General features: G+C 37.6%; 9 protein-coding genes. 2 read left to right on the top strand and 7 right to left on the bottom strand.

Annotated elements, in window-relative coordinates; translation table 11 throughout:
• Positions 1-791: 791 nt before the first annotated feature.
• The 7 genes from BUE84_RS02665 to BUE84_RS02635 form a co-directional block, all read right to left on the bottom strand.
• Positions 792-1,169, bottom strand: a complete 378-nt coding sequence (locus tag BUE84_RS02665; RefSeq protein WP_079240388.1) for a VanZ family protein — start codon at positions 1,167-1,169, stop codon at positions 792-794.
• Positions 1,144-1,521 (bottom strand): glycine cleavage system protein GcvH, encoded by a 378-nt coding sequence (gene gcvH, locus BUE84_RS02660; RefSeq protein WP_065401025.1) that lies wholly within the window; start codon positions 1,519-1,521, stop codon positions 1,144-1,146. The genes BUE84_RS02665 and gcvH overlap by 26 nt, the downstream gene beginning before the upstream one ends.
• Positions 1,522-1,628: 107 nt before the next feature.
• Complete coding sequence (gene sprA, locus BUE84_RS02655) at positions 1,629-8,660, bottom strand: cell surface protein SprA (protein WP_079240387.1); 7,032 nt, start codon at positions 8,658-8,660, stop codon at positions 1,629-1,631.
• 57 nt (positions 8,661-8,717) lie between these two features.
• Positions 8,718-9,302 (bottom strand): Holliday junction branch migration protein RuvA, encoded by a 585-nt coding sequence (gene ruvA / locus BUE84_RS02650; protein WP_079240386.1) that lies wholly within the window; start codon positions 9,300-9,302, stop codon positions 8,718-8,720.
• 228 nt (positions 9,303-9,530) lie between these two features.
• Positions 9,531-11,816: an NADP-dependent malic enzyme gene (locus BUE84_RS02645; RefSeq protein WP_079240385.1), complete on the bottom strand. Its 2,286-nt coding sequence runs from the start codon at positions 11,814-11,816 to the stop codon at positions 9,531-9,533.
• A 16-nt stretch (positions 11,817-11,832) separates the two neighbouring features.
• Complete coding sequence (locus tag BUE84_RS02640) at positions 11,833-12,684, bottom strand: ATPase (RefSeq protein WP_062672485.1); 852 nt, start codon at positions 12,682-12,684, stop codon at positions 11,833-11,835.
• Positions 12,685-12,769: 85 nt separating this feature from the next.
• Complete coding sequence (locus BUE84_RS02635) at positions 12,770-13,033, bottom strand: hypothetical protein (RefSeq protein WP_034695874.1); 264 nt, start codon at positions 13,031-13,033, stop codon at positions 12,770-12,772.
• Positions 13,034-13,397: 364 nt separating this feature from the next.
• Between BUE84_RS02635 and BUE84_RS02630 the strand changes: the two genes are divergently transcribed.
• The gene (locus BUE84_RS02630) at positions 13,398-13,856 is read left to right on the top strand and encodes a GtrA family protein (protein ID WP_062672481.1); all 459 of its coding nucleotides are present in this window, start codon (positions 13,398-13,400) and stop codon (positions 13,854-13,856) included.
• 3 nt (positions 13,857-13,859) lie between these two features.
• Positions 13,860-14,597: a lysophospholipid acyltransferase family protein gene (locus BUE84_RS02625; protein WP_079240384.1), complete on the top strand. Its 738-nt coding sequence runs from the start codon at positions 13,860-13,862 to the stop codon at positions 14,595-14,597.
• Positions 14,598-14,608: the final 11 nt, after the last annotated feature.

Raw genomic sequence — 14,608 nt, 5'->3', positions numbered from 1 at the left:
AAATAAGGTATATATAATAATGAAGGGTAGATGTGGGTTGGGCTGAAGCCTGAGGAGCGGAAAATTTTCATGAGACTAGGCTTCCTTCGACGAAGCTCAGGATTACAGACCTCTCCTGTTGATGGAAGATCATAGGGAGATTGTTGATTTTTTATGTATGGGATGATGATTGCCCACAGATCTCACAGATTTACACAGATAAGATGTTTGCTTTTATATTATATATAGGATAGGAAATATGAAAGAGTACATTATATATAATTAATAGGATTTAACTCCTATACCCGTAATTAATTAAAATGTTTCGACTCTGCTCAGCATGACATTGCTAATACTAACTGCTGAAAGGCCTTAGATATTATATTGTCATTTTGCGTCCTTTTTAGTGCTCTTGTAAAGAAGTTGGGATTCCTTCGGAACGACACGATGGGAATAGAGATGGATACTCAATAACCTGTTTCCATAGAAACCAGCAAGATTAAAATTCATCACCAATGTTCCTTTTATACCTTGAAACCCGAAACCTGCAACACAATAACCCGAACCTCATCATTTATCATTCATCATTTACAACTCCTACCCTAGCCCTGATAGTAATGGTTACCCCCGCAGCTTGGTTGGAGTGTGGGTGGGTTTGGGTGTGGGAGTGCGCGGGCGCGAGGAGTAGAAATGGATAGCAGGATGAAGCTCCTAATTGGATTGGAGAGTTGGAGAGTTTCTGCGTGGAAGAGTTAAGAGTGCTGGAAATATCAGACTACTAGATGAATTGAAATTCTGGTAGAATTCAAAGGTTAAAAGAAACGCTTGATCAATAGCTTATAGGTATAGTATCCTAATAAGCATCCAATAGTATCTGCTACAATATCTAAAGTTTCCATAGATCTGCCCAGTCCCATTTCTTCCTGAAGAATTTCTGTAAGGAAAGCATAGAGAAGGATGATCTGAAAAAAGTATGAGAATTTTATTTTGGGAAATGCAGCAATGAAAGAGAAACCTAAAGCTGCAAATATACTAAGGTGCAATACCTTATCGATACCGCTGAACATGAACCAATATTCATGGTTTTCTTCTCCTGGTTTGAGAAGCATATAAGTAAGAAATGCCCAATAAATGGGCAGTATCTTACTAAATATTTTTGAAATCTTATCCAATGATAGCTTTGTAATCATCTGCAGAAAGTAACTCTGACTGATCTGCCCCATCAGCAATTTCCAATTTGATGATCCATCCGTCTCCATAAGGATCTGTATTTAACAGTTCAGGCTGGTCTTCTAAGTCTGAATTGAACTCAATAACCTTTCCAGCGATAGGTAAGAATAAATCTGAAACAGTTTTTACTGCTTCTACACTTCCGAAAACATCTCCTCCATTAAGATCATCATCTACAGTATCTACGTCAACGTAAACGATATCTCCAAGTTCTCCCTGAGCGAAGTCTGTAATACCAATTGTAGCAACGTTACCTTCGATCTTGATCCATTCGTGATCTTTCGTGTACTTTAATTCTGATGGTGTGTTCATTTTTAAATTTTTATTTTGTACAAATGTATTCAAAAATATAGTAGCTTCAAATATTGGATATAAAAAAAGTCCTTCAAAACTGAAGGACTTTTATGTTTGTATTATTTTTAGAATCCACCTCCGGAATCTCCGAATGTAAATGTGGCAGAAATACCTGCTCTTACTGTAGACAGCGGGAATGCTGTGGAGATCTTATACTTTGAGGTCATCTGTTCATAGAATACTCTCAGGTTCAGGTTTTCGGAAACGTTATAGTCTGCAGAAAGTTTGATATTCATCAATCTCTGTCCTCCTGTAACCTGTGCATCATTCAGCAGAATATTCATAATGGATGTTTTACTGTCTCTTAATGAAATATCTCCTCTGATGTTAAGATCACTACCTTTTCCTCTTGTTCCTCTACCTCTGATATTGGCTGTTCCTAATCTGAAGTTTCTGACAATATATCCAAGTCTTACTACATATTCTGTATTGGCATCTTCAGTAAGCGTCTGGTTTACCAATCCCAGTACCATCATTCTGGTTCTGTTGTACTGTATCCCAAACTGCATATTGTTTCTCATGGTAACATCTACCCCAATAAGCGGTGAGAAAGATTCTACGTATCCAACCTGCGCGAATGTATATGGGTTGATCTTATCTCCTGCGTTTTTGACTACATTACCGGCATTATCTACTGTCTGATAATATCCGTCCGGATTACCGTGATAATCTACGTTGCTCTGGATTCCTGTTGCTGTATAGGTGGCGGTATAGGCATGTAAGATATCAAACTTTGTGAACTGCCCACTGATCATTGGAATGTTTTTCAATCCGGAATAGGTAATTCTCCAGTTTGGCAATGGGAATCCTGATTTTTTAGGGTTGCCCATAGGCGTCACAGACTTCCCTTCCATCGCTGCTCTAAAGGCAGGAATCAATACATAAGCATTTCCTATGCTATAATGCTGGGCAAATCCATTATTATCCAATACCGCTCCAGGACCTCCCAACTGCTGAGAAAGGGTTCTTGCGTTTTCTCTGATCGCCTGGTAAACAGCCTGCCCATCTTTAAATGATGTACTAAGAAGTGTTGTCGTATTGGAATAGGTTATCATTTCACTGGCAAATGTAAAGTCCGGATCAGGAACTCCACCATTGGTATAGTTAAATCCTGTATGGGAGAAGTTACTGTTGAAGGTATGCAACACATTAAGATCAACTCTCAGGTCATTCATTGGCATCACCTGTAAGTCTGCCCTCAATTCTTTGGTAGACATTCTTACGTATGGATCTGTCATATAATTGGAACCACTTACCCATCCGTTTTCCATTACGGTTCTTCTGATATCTGCCTGAGACCCCAGAAGGAATCCTAGTGTTGGGCCTCCCAGTGTCTGTCCGGATCCATACCAGTTTGGCGCGGATATTAACCCTGGAAGCACTGTTCCATTCGTTTCGTTATAACTTACGTTTAACTGTTTGAAAGAAGTCAGTAAGAATGCTGCACTTTGAAGTGGGGTAAGCTTATTCTTAAATTTATATTTCTTGTATCTGTATCTGTTTTTCTCCCACTGCTTCGCATACACATTGTTCAGAGAGTCCATTTCCTGTCTGCGTTTCTGAAGTTTGGCATTAATATTTTTGAAATAGTTAAACTGGCCAAAGAACTTCGGAAGATCTGCAGAAGCTGTTGCCTGAATCACATTGGTATTCTGTCCAACAGATCCTAAACTTGCTGTCTGGTTCGTATTAGGATCTACAAATCCAGTCAACGAAGTAGATCTTGCAGCCCAGTTGTAAGTAAATCCATATCCTACTTCTGCATCAATGAAATCTAGATAAGGCAGATACTGGAACGGCAGTTTATAATTCAGCTGTGCTCTGTGATTATACAATACCGGTCTTCCGGCTCTGAATACATTTCCGAAAATCGATTTGCTATCCATCGAATTTACATCCAGATTGTCATTCAACGTTCTGGTTGCGGAGTTGATTTCCAGTTTTAATGATTTTGTGAAATTGAATCCTAATCCATACTGCCATCCAAAGAAAAAGTTTCTGTTTCTGATAGCATCGAAATTATTATTCATGTCTCCGTTCAGGATTGCTTCCACATTTCTGAACTCAAGCTCGTTGTAGTTTCTGTCGATTTCAGTTCTGAATGAGATTCTTGTAGGAATTGGATTAATATTGAATTCCTTCACCCATCTCAGATACTTCGTAGATTTTGCCGTATCACTGATCATCTTGTTGAAAGGTTTCAGCACCCACGGTTTAAACGTATAATTATAATCAATATATCCTCTCAGATACTGTCTGTAATTTCTCTTGGTATAGATGTCTCTGAAATAGTCATCGTTATAAACAGCAGTTACTGATACGTTTTCAATATCATAAAACTTAGGCTTTTTATTTGGATTTACTCTTTCTTTGTGCATATTAACTACACCTATACTTCTCTGCTGAGTATAGGTTCTCGCTACTTTTTTCAATTGGTCTTTGTTCGGTGCCTTATTGAATTCTACGTCGGTATCCAGAGGGTTGTACTTTGGATCTTCAATAGTCTGCGAGTAAGAATAATTTAAAGGAATTTTCACCCCTGTCTTTTCCGGAAGGAATTTATCTACATTGATCGCAGTATTAATACTGAATGCCGACTGAGTAGATTGTGTTCTTTCCGCAGGTTTTGAATCAATATTTCCGAAACCAACTGATGTATAAGAGGCATTGGCATTCACGGTTGCAAGGTCTCCCATATTAAAGTTCAAGCTGGCATTTCCTGCATATCCACCATCATTCTCAATTTCAGAAAGACGGATTTCGTTAACCCACATAACTCTTGTTATGGTAGAGTTTGTTCTTGGATCTGCATTTCTTACCCCAATCATAATGGTGGTAATATTTCCTAAACTTGGTCTACCTTTAATATAAATATTTTTATAAGGTTCCTGATATCCGGTATCAACTGTTCTATTCGTAATAGCAACACCAGATTTGTCTCTTCTGATTTTAGCATCTACAAAGTTCTGAACATCAAAATCAACTTCGTTTTCCATTGGCCAGATCTCCATCGGAGCTGTTGCTGTTGTAGGAGTCATTCTTAAAGATGATTCATACTCGTAATAGTTATCAGTGGCATCGCTTCCGAAACGAATAAAGAATTTGGTATTCTCATCCAATCCAATCACTCTGTTCAAAGGATCGTGAGCGTGTACAAACAGCTTCAGCTTTTTGTATCTTCTCATATCCAATGTTGTATTTTTGAATACTCCTCTTGCTTCTGTTTTAAGGTCTTTCACTTTCATGTAAAGTGAAGCTTCATTCTGTCTCTGCGCACCTGCATTTCCACTCAATACCTGTCTGTCAATTCCCGGAGGCAATACATATGGAGGTTGGTTCAATGCATTTTCTTCAATATTTACACTTCCTATTTCAAAATTAGGATCTGTCACAGTTCCTGTTCCTTCGTCGGAATTAGGAACATTTACACTGGCGATTTTACTTGTATATTTTCTCCAGTCTGATCTTACAAGATCCATTGTTCCGAATCTCAGAGTAGAGGTCTGATCAAATCCTGCCAGCATCAATCTTGCAAATCTTACGTTATTCAATACTGCATCTTCGTGTGTTCCTTCAGCTGGATCATAATTCGCCACAGGAATTCTGAACAAGTACCATTTAACATCTGAAGTCTGCCCGTTCTGGAAAGTTGCTTTTACAGTTTTTACATCTACAATATTATTCGATCCAAGTGACAAACTTGGCTGGTCAAGCTTAATAACATATTGGTTATAATTTTCAGTCTGATCAAGGTTGTAATCTTTATTGATATCTTCAGCATCCGGAGTTTGAGAAGCTACATTCAGAGAGTTTGCTTCTGAGTTTCCTTCAGGGTTTCTGAAATATTTGTATCGTTCTACAACAGAGGCAGCCTGGCTTCCTGTAAATTTATCAGAAAGATAGAATACGAAGTCATCTACTGCAGGGTCAGCAATATTGGTTACCGGGTTTACAAATGTATTTCCGAATCTCATTGCCTCCTGGTCAGAAGTAAGACCATCATATCCGGCATCTTGTGTTTTTCTTTCATCTCCTTCTGTAGAGAATGCATATAAAATTGGTGGCTGTTTTGGCTGAGTTCCCCAGTTTGAATTCGTTGTAGAAGAAGGATTGCCAGGAGTTGGAAGTCCGTTTTCATACTGCATTTTTCCATCTTTCAGAACATCTTCAGAAACGTTTCCTAAGTGAAGTAAAAGTTTTGGATCAGTACCCAGTGTTTTACCATCTGCATAAGGGTCCATCATCCAGAATTCAACGTATTCAATATTTGAAGTAACAAAATTCGGAACACTGATGGATCTCATAATCCCCGCCCATCTGCTTTGTGCCTGTTCTGCCAATGGGTTTACGTTGTATGGACCTTTTTCCTTAGGGAAATAAGAGATATCGAAAGTATTCGTGAAGGTTTGTTCTCCTGCTACGAAATCTCTGTTATTATAGATCTCTGAGTATTGTACTCTTCTGGAAGCGTGGTTGGATACAGACTGTGGTGTAATTCCTGCAGGTGCTTTTCCTCCAACATTCCAAAATCTAGGGTCGATATTATACCATGTTAATAATCCTCTTCCATATCCACTTGTAATATCGTCATTTGCCGGTACTGTATTAAATGGCGGCAATGTATTTTTTTCCGGTTTTGAAGCAAGGCTCCATGCTGCCGGTTCTTTTAATGATATTTTAGAAGTTGTCTGTTCAAAGTCGTCAATGTAAGACTGATTGTTTGTTCCTTTATTCAATCCAGGTAATAAGTAGGCCGCCTCCATCTTGAAGTTTAAGTTGGATGGAGCTTCGGTTTTTACCATAGGAAGTTTATTTGTCAATCTTGTAAGGTAAGGAGCCTGATTGTTATACATCAAGTTGATCCCCGCCATGGTATTGTTTACCGCTTCCTGCCCGAAGTTTACTTTCTGGGTCAGTGGAGATTCAGAGTAATTAATTACTGTTCCTCCTAAGATAAAGTTCTCACTGAATCTTCTTTCTAAGTTTAATCCTAAGAATCTCTTTCTTTGGGTATTAAATGTCAACTGGTTTTCCAGTGAAATATTGATGGCCTGTCCGGACTGTTTTATATTTTCATTAATGATTGTAACCGTACCAAGCATGTAGTCTACCGTATAGTCAACTCCTTCTGTAAGCTGAACTCCGTTTGCTGCCACTTTTACTGATCCCTGAGGAACATTTACCGCACCTAAAGAAATACCTTGTCCCTGAACTCCTTTGTAGCGTCCTTCCATGGTATACCTTTGCGCAAGGTTACTGGAGATCGCCTGTTGTTTTTGTTTGGTATAAAGATCCTGAAAAACATATTGAGGATCACTTGTCCCTAATTTCGATTCCAGATATTTACCGAAGGGCTGTACTTTCGTAAAGATAACTCTTCCTGTTTCCGGCCTGATGGTAATCCCATTGACAAAGTCGAAAATACCGTCTCCTTTACTTCCGTCTTTATTGTTCTGGATATCGCCGTTCATATTAAGACGGTCCCAGTTGAATAATTTCAGTAAGTTCTGATCTTTTACAGGAGTATCCGGAAGATAATTTACTTTACCTCCTGTTTTTGGATCTCTGTAATATACATTAAGGATAAAGCCATCAGGAGATACCTGTCCTGCATCTATAGAATAAACGTTCTTCATCATCAGATCCCACATTGGAGACTGCGTGTTCACCTTATTGTTTACTCTCAATACTTTGGTGATCAGTACAGGGCTTTCTTCAGAAAATTCCCCCACTTTATATACTTTATTACTTCCGTTCACAGTATATGAGTAGGAAACGGCTAAAAGCTGCTGGTCATTAAGCTTTTGATTCAATGAAATATATCCCAACTGCGGTTGGAAAGTAAATTCATTACTGTTCAGCTTTCTGGCTTTTGTATTGTATATGAATTGTTCTCCGTTATCATAAGGAGTAGGATCACCAGGAAGCACTTGTCCCTGGAAAATAGTCCCATAGTTTTTACCTGCTTCTCTGGTTCCTGCTACGGATGAAACAGCATCATAAAGACCGTTCAGAGAGTTATCCGGTAGTGTAACTCCACCAGGGCCTTCACCAAGGTCTCTGATCCCTATAATACTTTTCTGATAAGCCAGGTTACTGTTCCCTTGATCAAGTACCCAAACTTCCATTCTGGTAATATTGATGGTTGAGTTGATCTGCGGGTAATTAAGTAAGGCATCATCATATTTGTTCAGGAAATAATGTCCTAAAAAGAAGTGTTGGTTTTCTTCATAGTCAATGGCGTTGACTTTAAAGTTGTTCATCACACCACCTCCCTGTACTACAATATTACGTGCCTCCCCCTGTTGCTGGGAAAGGACTACTGTTCCAAATGTTTTTCCTAACTGAAATTCTGTTTTCACCCCGAATAGTGATTGGGATCCACGGATAAGGCTGGTTGAAAGCGGCATGTTTACGTTACCAAATTCAACTCTTTTGATGATTTTATCTTCTCCTCCTTCGTTGGGTTTATCTACATTTCCAAGACCTTTACTCTGAAGATCTTTCCAGCTTCCTTTTGCCTGCCATACAAGGTTCATTCTGTTTTCAAAAGCAAAACCACTCTGGGTGTCATAATTGGCTTTTAACTGAAGGTTCTCCCCTACTTTCCCTAATAAACCAAGCTGAATTCTCTGATCAATATCAAAGGTAAAACTAGTCCTGTTTTGGGGCAGGATCATTGGGTTATCTATTTTCTGATAAAGTCCTGCGAAATCCAGGGATGCATATCCTGAAGGGATGATTTCAATTTTGTTACCTCCGAAAATGGTTTCAAAAAGTCTGTTATTGATCATCACAGAAGGGATAAGTCCTTTTCTCCTTGCATCTGATTTATCTTTTCTGAAAAGGAGATTGTACTTGTCTGATTTCTCCTTATAGTAAGCTCTGGTCTGGCTGGCAAGCATATATTCTTTATACTCTTCCGGAGACATGGCTGTGGGAGGACCTGTAATGGTATTTCCAATTTTGGGATACACATAGTACATCCCGGTTTTTATGTCGTAATAGGCTTCATACCTCGTAGGGTCAGCCACTTCATATTGTTTTCTTATGATCGCTGTATCTTTCTGTGCCTGTGCAAAAGCACTGACAGACATACACAGGAACGACAGGAACAAAAATATGTTAAGATGCTTAATATTCGCCACCAAATGTTAAATGTTTTTTAAGATTTGTTTAACCAATTCTTCTACCGAGATGCTTGGATTTTGTTTTATAATTTTATCCGCAATCTTCTCGCTCGTTCGTTTAGGAATGCCTAAAACTTCTAATGCAGATAACGATTCTTCCTTGATTTTATTATCCACCATCACAGAAATGTTCGCGTTGGGATCGCTGTATTTCTGTACTTTATCTTTAAGATCTACAATAATTCTTTCGGCAGTTTTTGCACCAATTCCTTTTGCTTTTTGGATCAGTGCACTGTTTCCGGAAAGTATAGCAGAAGCAATCTCATCAAGACCCAATGTTGACAACAGAATAAGGGCTGAAACCGCTCCTACTCCATTAACGCTTATTAACAGATTGAACATTTCTTTTTCTGAACGTGTGTTAAATCCAAAGAGAAGATGAGCATCTTCACGAATGATCTGCTGAATAAATAAAAAGGTCTGCTGATTCAAAACCAGCGTCTGTGAGGTCATCAAACTGATTCCCACGTAGTAACCAACTCCTTGAACATTGATGACAGCGTAGGTAGGCGTAAGTTCTTGAACATTGCCTTGTAAAGAAAATATCATTATTAATTTTTAAAACTCCCAAATATAGCAATTTAAACTAATTAATGTTTTCATTTAACGCGCGAATGACTTTTAACTTAAATTTCAAATAAGAATTCAAGGAATTAACAGAAAAACAAAAGACTCCAAAATATGGAGTCTTTTTACTATCTGAACACGGTTTACAGTGTCATTTTTTAAATAAGAGGAAAAGATTACTGCTTTACAGTTATCCTTCAATTCTTGGTATTATTTTTTCTCTCTTCTTTGAGCATCAAGAACAGCAATGGTAGCAAGGTTTACAATCTCATCAACGCTTGAACGCATCTGAAGTACGTGTACCGGCTGCTTTAATCCCATTAAGATAGGTCCGATTACCTGCGCTACTTTCATTCCTCTCAGGATTTTGTAAGAAAGGTTTGCACTTTCCAGATTCGGGAAGATGAATGTGTTGGCAGGTGTAGTTCCTAGTTTGGAGAATGGATAATCGCTCAGGTGATCTGCATTCATTGCAAAATCCGGCTGAATTTCACCATCCACAACCATTTTAGGGAATTTCTCATGAAGGATGCTCACTGCTTTTGCTACTTTTTTAGAAGTTTCAGAGATGGCAGCAAAGTTTTCAAATCCAAGCATTGCAATTCTTGGTTCGATAGCAAAAGATTTTACTGTAAATTCTGCCATTTTAGCAATATTCACAAGATCTTCAGCAGTAGGATTCTGGTTGATGGAAGTATCTGCGAAGAAAATAGGTTTCTTTTCAGACAGAATCATCATCATTGCCGCTACTTTATCTACTCCTTTATCTTTTTCGATCACTTCTAAAACAGGACGTAAAACGGAAGTATAATTTTTAGAGAATCCTACGATAAGTCCATCAGTATCACCATGCTTCAGCATCAAAGGTCCGAAATAGTCTCTCTGACGTACATATCTTTTCGCTTTGTACTCGTTCATTCCTTTTCTCTGACGAAGTTTCCAAAGGGTTTCTCTGTATTTCTTTCTGTTTTCTTTCTGATCATCATCACTTGGATCAATGATTGGAACATCCAGGGTAATTCCGTAACGCTCCATTTGCTCCTTGATGTATTTTTTATCTCCTAAAAGACTTGGGTAAGCAATTCCTTCTTCATAAAGAATCTGGGCTGCTTTTAATACATTGTATTCTTCAGCATTTCCAAGGGTGATTCTTTTCGGATTGGATTTTGCACGACTCTGCATCATTCTTACCAATCTTTCATCTCTGCCCATTCTGTCTAAAAGCTGGTGCTCATATTCATCAAAATCCGTAATGGTTTTTCTGGCAACACCACTTTCAATAGCTGCTTTAGCAACAGCGCTTGATACTTTTGTGATCAATCTGTTATCAAACGGTTTCGGGATGAAATATTCTCTTCCAAACTGAAGATTCTGAACGTTGTATGCTAAAATTACAGCTTCCGGCACTGGTTCTTTTGCAAGATCAGCAATGGCGTGTACGGCAGCCAGTTTCATATCTTCATTAATTCCTGTAGCCTGTACATCTAATGCTCCACGGAAGATATAAGGAAATCCTAATACATTGTTTACCTGGTTAGGATAATCACTTCTTCCTGTTGCCATGATCACATCTTTACGGGTTTCAAGAGCAAGATCATAAGCGATTTCCGGATCAGGGTTAGCAAGAGCAAATACGATAGGGTTATCATTCATGCTCAACAACATTTCCGGAGTCATTACATTTCCTTTTGACAATCCTACAAAAACATCAGATCCTTTTACAGCATCTTCTAATGTTTCGATATCTGTCTGAGCGATGAAATCTAATTTTTCAGGAGTAAGGTTTTCTCTTTTATGATTAATTACTCCTTTACTGTCACACATCAGGACATTTTCTTTTTTCAATCCTAATGAAATATAAAGCTTGGTACATGCAATAGCTGCAGCACCAGCTCCATTCACCACCATTTTCACTTTATCAATATCCTTGTTGGCAATCTGCAGAGAGTTGATCAATGCAGCAGCTGAGATAATGGCTGTTCCGTGCTGGTCATCGTGCATCAAAGGAATATTCAATTCCTCTTTCAGTCTTTGTTCTATATAAAAAGCTTCAGGCGCTTTAATATCTTCCAGGTTGATCCCTCCAAAAGTAGGAGCAATACCTTTTACAATTTCAATAAATTTATCCGGATCTTTTTCGTCGATCTCAATATCAAAAACGTTAATATCTGCAAAGATCTTGAATAAAAGTCCTTTCCCTTCCATTACCGGTTTTGAAGCCTCAGCCCCGATATCTCCCAGTCCAAGTACGGCAGTACCGTTAGAAATTACTGCTACCAGGTTTCCTTTTCCTGTATAATCATATACAGTTTCCGGCTTATCATGAATTTCCATACAAGGAACTGCTACTCCCGGAGAATAAGCCAATGACAAATCTCTTTGAGAAGAGTGTGGCTTTGATGGGATAACTTCAATTTTTCCTTTGGGTTCTGCTTTATGATAATCTAGCGCTGCCTGGCTAAAGTTCTTTTCGTCACGATTGTTGTTACTTGACATAAAATTTTGTTTTTTGTTAAAGTATATATTTAATGTGGTAATCTACTAAGCTTTCAATTGGTTTCTGCACAACATGTCCCACATTTAAATTAAGTTCTGTAGCTACAGAACGTAGTGTATTTTCATAATAATAAGCGATGGAACCGATAAAATTGATTTCGGCATCATGCGCTTCTTCATAAGGAAGAACCTGATATTCGAAGAAACTTTTCATTTCCTCAAAAACCATGTCTTTGAAATAAGGATGATCTTTTCTTTCGATTACAAATTTGGTAAAATTCGCAAGATATGCGTTTGGTCTTGGAGTATGATACATGTTTTTCAATGCATCTTCTACGGTAAGCTGATAATCTGCTTCAAACTCTTTATGAAGATCTGCAGGCAGTTTTTTCATAAAATATCTGCGTACCAATTGCTTTCCGATAGCACTTCCACTTCCTTCATCCCCAATCAGGAATCCTAGTGAAGGCAGTTCTATCTTTACATTTTCACCATCAAAAAAACAGGAATTTGATCCTGTGCCAAGAATGCACACGATAGCAGGTTTCCCACTGTATGCCGCATAGGCTGCAGCCATCAGGTCTTCCTTCACAATAATCTCTGCTTTTCCAAAAACCTTTTTCAGCTCTTCTTCTATGGTCTCGCAGTTTTTCTTCACACCGCATCCGGAACCATAAAAAAAGACTTTGGTAATTGAATTTTTAACCGATATCAGATTGCTATTCTTCTGTATTTCAGGAGCGATAAGTTCTCTGTTGATAAAATTCGGATTGAAACCGATTGTTTCTGTTTTCAGAAAAACTTTCTTAAAGTCATCAAGTATTACCCAATCCGATTTAGTAGAACCACTATCTACAATAGCAACCATATTTTAGATTTTAATTTAAGGGTGCTAAATTATGAATTTATCTTCAATTAGCGTTTAAAAACAACCTGGAAGCTGTCTAAAATCATTAATGCTTGATTTGTGTTTTCTTTTCGTTGAATTGTATAAGCCAATCTTCTATTTCATCTTCCAGATAGGAAGTCTGTAATACCATTGCATTGATAAAATCATCAGGTACCGGTTCTCCACTGGAGTTTTCAAGATTCCACAATTCGTTTGACATATTTTCATATTCTGAATACACTCTTTTGAAGCGGGAATTTTCTTTCTCAAGAGCCTCAATATTTTTCTGTTGAAGCTGGAATTTTCTGTATTTGTTTTGACGTTTCATACAAATATTATTAAAAATTGGGTCATAAAATGTTGGAGTATATGCGCTTAACCGCGCACTACAAGATAGAAAAAACCATCAACACAAGGAGTTGAAAATGAATTTATTATCAGGTCTTAATTACATCATTCTGAATATTAAAATTAGAAATAATTTTTATTAAAAAAAATATTTTAACAACTTTTTTCAGTGTTTAACATATAGTTATAAATTTGCATATTCATATTGTGAAGCAATGTAATTATTGGAATTTCAAAACCACTATAAACAGAAGGGATTCGCTAAGGTGTTTATCTGCTGAGATATAAATCTGCTCTGTATGCTATCCAATATGTACAAACATTTTTAGTTTTATATTCATTAAATGAAAGAAATACTCTTACGCCAGAAACAGGTTTTGTTCTTCATCATTGCAGGAGGACTGAGTGCCATTGTAGAAATAGGAAGCTTTAAGATTTTCAGCACCTATCTTCCGCACTTCTTTGTAAAGGAAACCAACTTCTATGGGGTACACTATCCTTTAAGTAACATTTTTTCCACAAGCTGCGGGATTATTACCAATTACTTTCTGAGCATCTGGTTTGTATTTGAAAGAGGAAAACATTCAAAGAGAAAAGAGTTTGCTTATTTTATGGTGGTCTCTTTTTTTTCAACATTACTCAGCTTAGGCTTTTTCCAAATATTCTATAGTTTCATATTTAAAGATAATATCAATTTATTTTTTTATACCTTGAGCCCGGAAATGATCAGCAAAATTGCAGCAATATTGCTGGTTTCCATTCTAAATTATTCGATTAAGAAGAAAGTAATTTTTAACGGTTAAGCTGTGGCAAAAATTTTAAATTATCTCTGGAGATTCTGGTTGCTTCTGTTGGCATTTTTTCTGACTGTCAGTATTGGAATCCCAGTTTACATTTTATCCTTTAATAAAAAGCATTATAAATACGGTTACAAACTTGTCAGACTCTGGTGCTTTGGCATGTTTTACGGAATGGGCTTCAGATATGATCTGATTAAACTTTCGGAACAGAAAAAAGATAAGAATACCCCTTACGTCTTTATCTCCAATCATACGTCCATTATGGATATTATGCTTGTATGCATTCTCTTTCCAGATCATCCGATCTGTTTTGTAGGAAAAAAAGAGCTGGTAAAAATTCCGATTTTCGGAACCATATATAAAAGGATATGTGTAATGGTAGACAGAGCCAGCGCAAAAAGCCGTGCAGATGTATACCGCAGATGTGCAGAGAAGATGGAAGAAGGTAACAGTATTGCCATTTTTCCGGAAGGTGGTGTACCTGACGATACTTCTATCATCCTGGATGATTTTAAGGACGGTGCATTTATGCTGTCTTCAAAACACCATTCTCCAATAGCTGTTTATACCTTTGTGGGACTCAAGGAAATGTTCCCTTTTGAAAACTCAAAAGGCTTCCCCGGAAGAGTAAAGGTATATTTTAATGGAATCATTGAGCCTACAGATTCGCCAAAAGACTTAAAGGCAGAGGCTTATGAGAAAATAAAAAAAACCTTAATCAGGTATTCCGTTGAAAGGAAATAGTTATATTTGTT

Origin of the sequence: Chryseobacterium indologenes, assembly GCF_002025665.1 — a bacterium.
Lineage (GTDB): Bacteria > Bacteroidota > Bacteroidia > Flavobacteriales > Weeksellaceae > Chryseobacterium > Chryseobacterium metallicongregator.
The sequence above is the reverse complement of the archived record's forward strand: the minus strand, read 5'-3'. Positions and strand labels throughout refer to the sequence as shown.

What these genes read in the sequence shown, in the direction of transcription:
- BUE84_RS02630 (WP_062672481.1), top strand. Translation starts at nt 13,398, where the DNA reads ATGAAAGAAATACTCTTACGCCAGAAACAGGTTTTGTTCTTCATCATT.
- sprA (WP_079240387.1), bottom strand. Translation starts at nt 8,660, where the DNA reads ATGTCTGTCAGTGCTTTTGCACAGGCACAGAAAGATACAGCGATCATA.
- BUE84_RS02640 (WP_062672485.1), bottom strand. Translation starts at nt 12,684, where the DNA reads ATGGTTGCTATTGTAGATAGTGGTTCTACTAAATCGGATTGGGTAATA.
- BUE84_RS02635 (WP_034695874.1), bottom strand. Translation starts at nt 13,033, where the DNA reads ATGAAACGTCAAAACAAATACAGAAAATTCCAGCTTCAACAGAAAAAT.
- BUE84_RS02645 (WP_079240385.1), bottom strand. Translation starts at nt 11,816, where the DNA reads ATGTCAAGTAACAACAATCGTGACGAAAAGAACTTTAGCCAGGCAGCG.
- BUE84_RS02665 (WP_079240388.1), bottom strand. Translation starts at nt 1,169, where the DNA reads ATGATTACAAAGCTATCATTGGATAAGATTTCAAAAATATTTAGTAAG.
- gcvH (WP_065401025.1), bottom strand. Translation starts at nt 1,521, where the DNA reads ATGAACACACCATCAGAATTAAAGTACACGAAAGATCACGAATGGATC.
- ruvA (WP_079240386.1), bottom strand. Translation starts at nt 9,302, where the DNA reads ATGATATTTTCTTTACAAGGCAATGTTCAAGAACTTACGCCTACCTAC.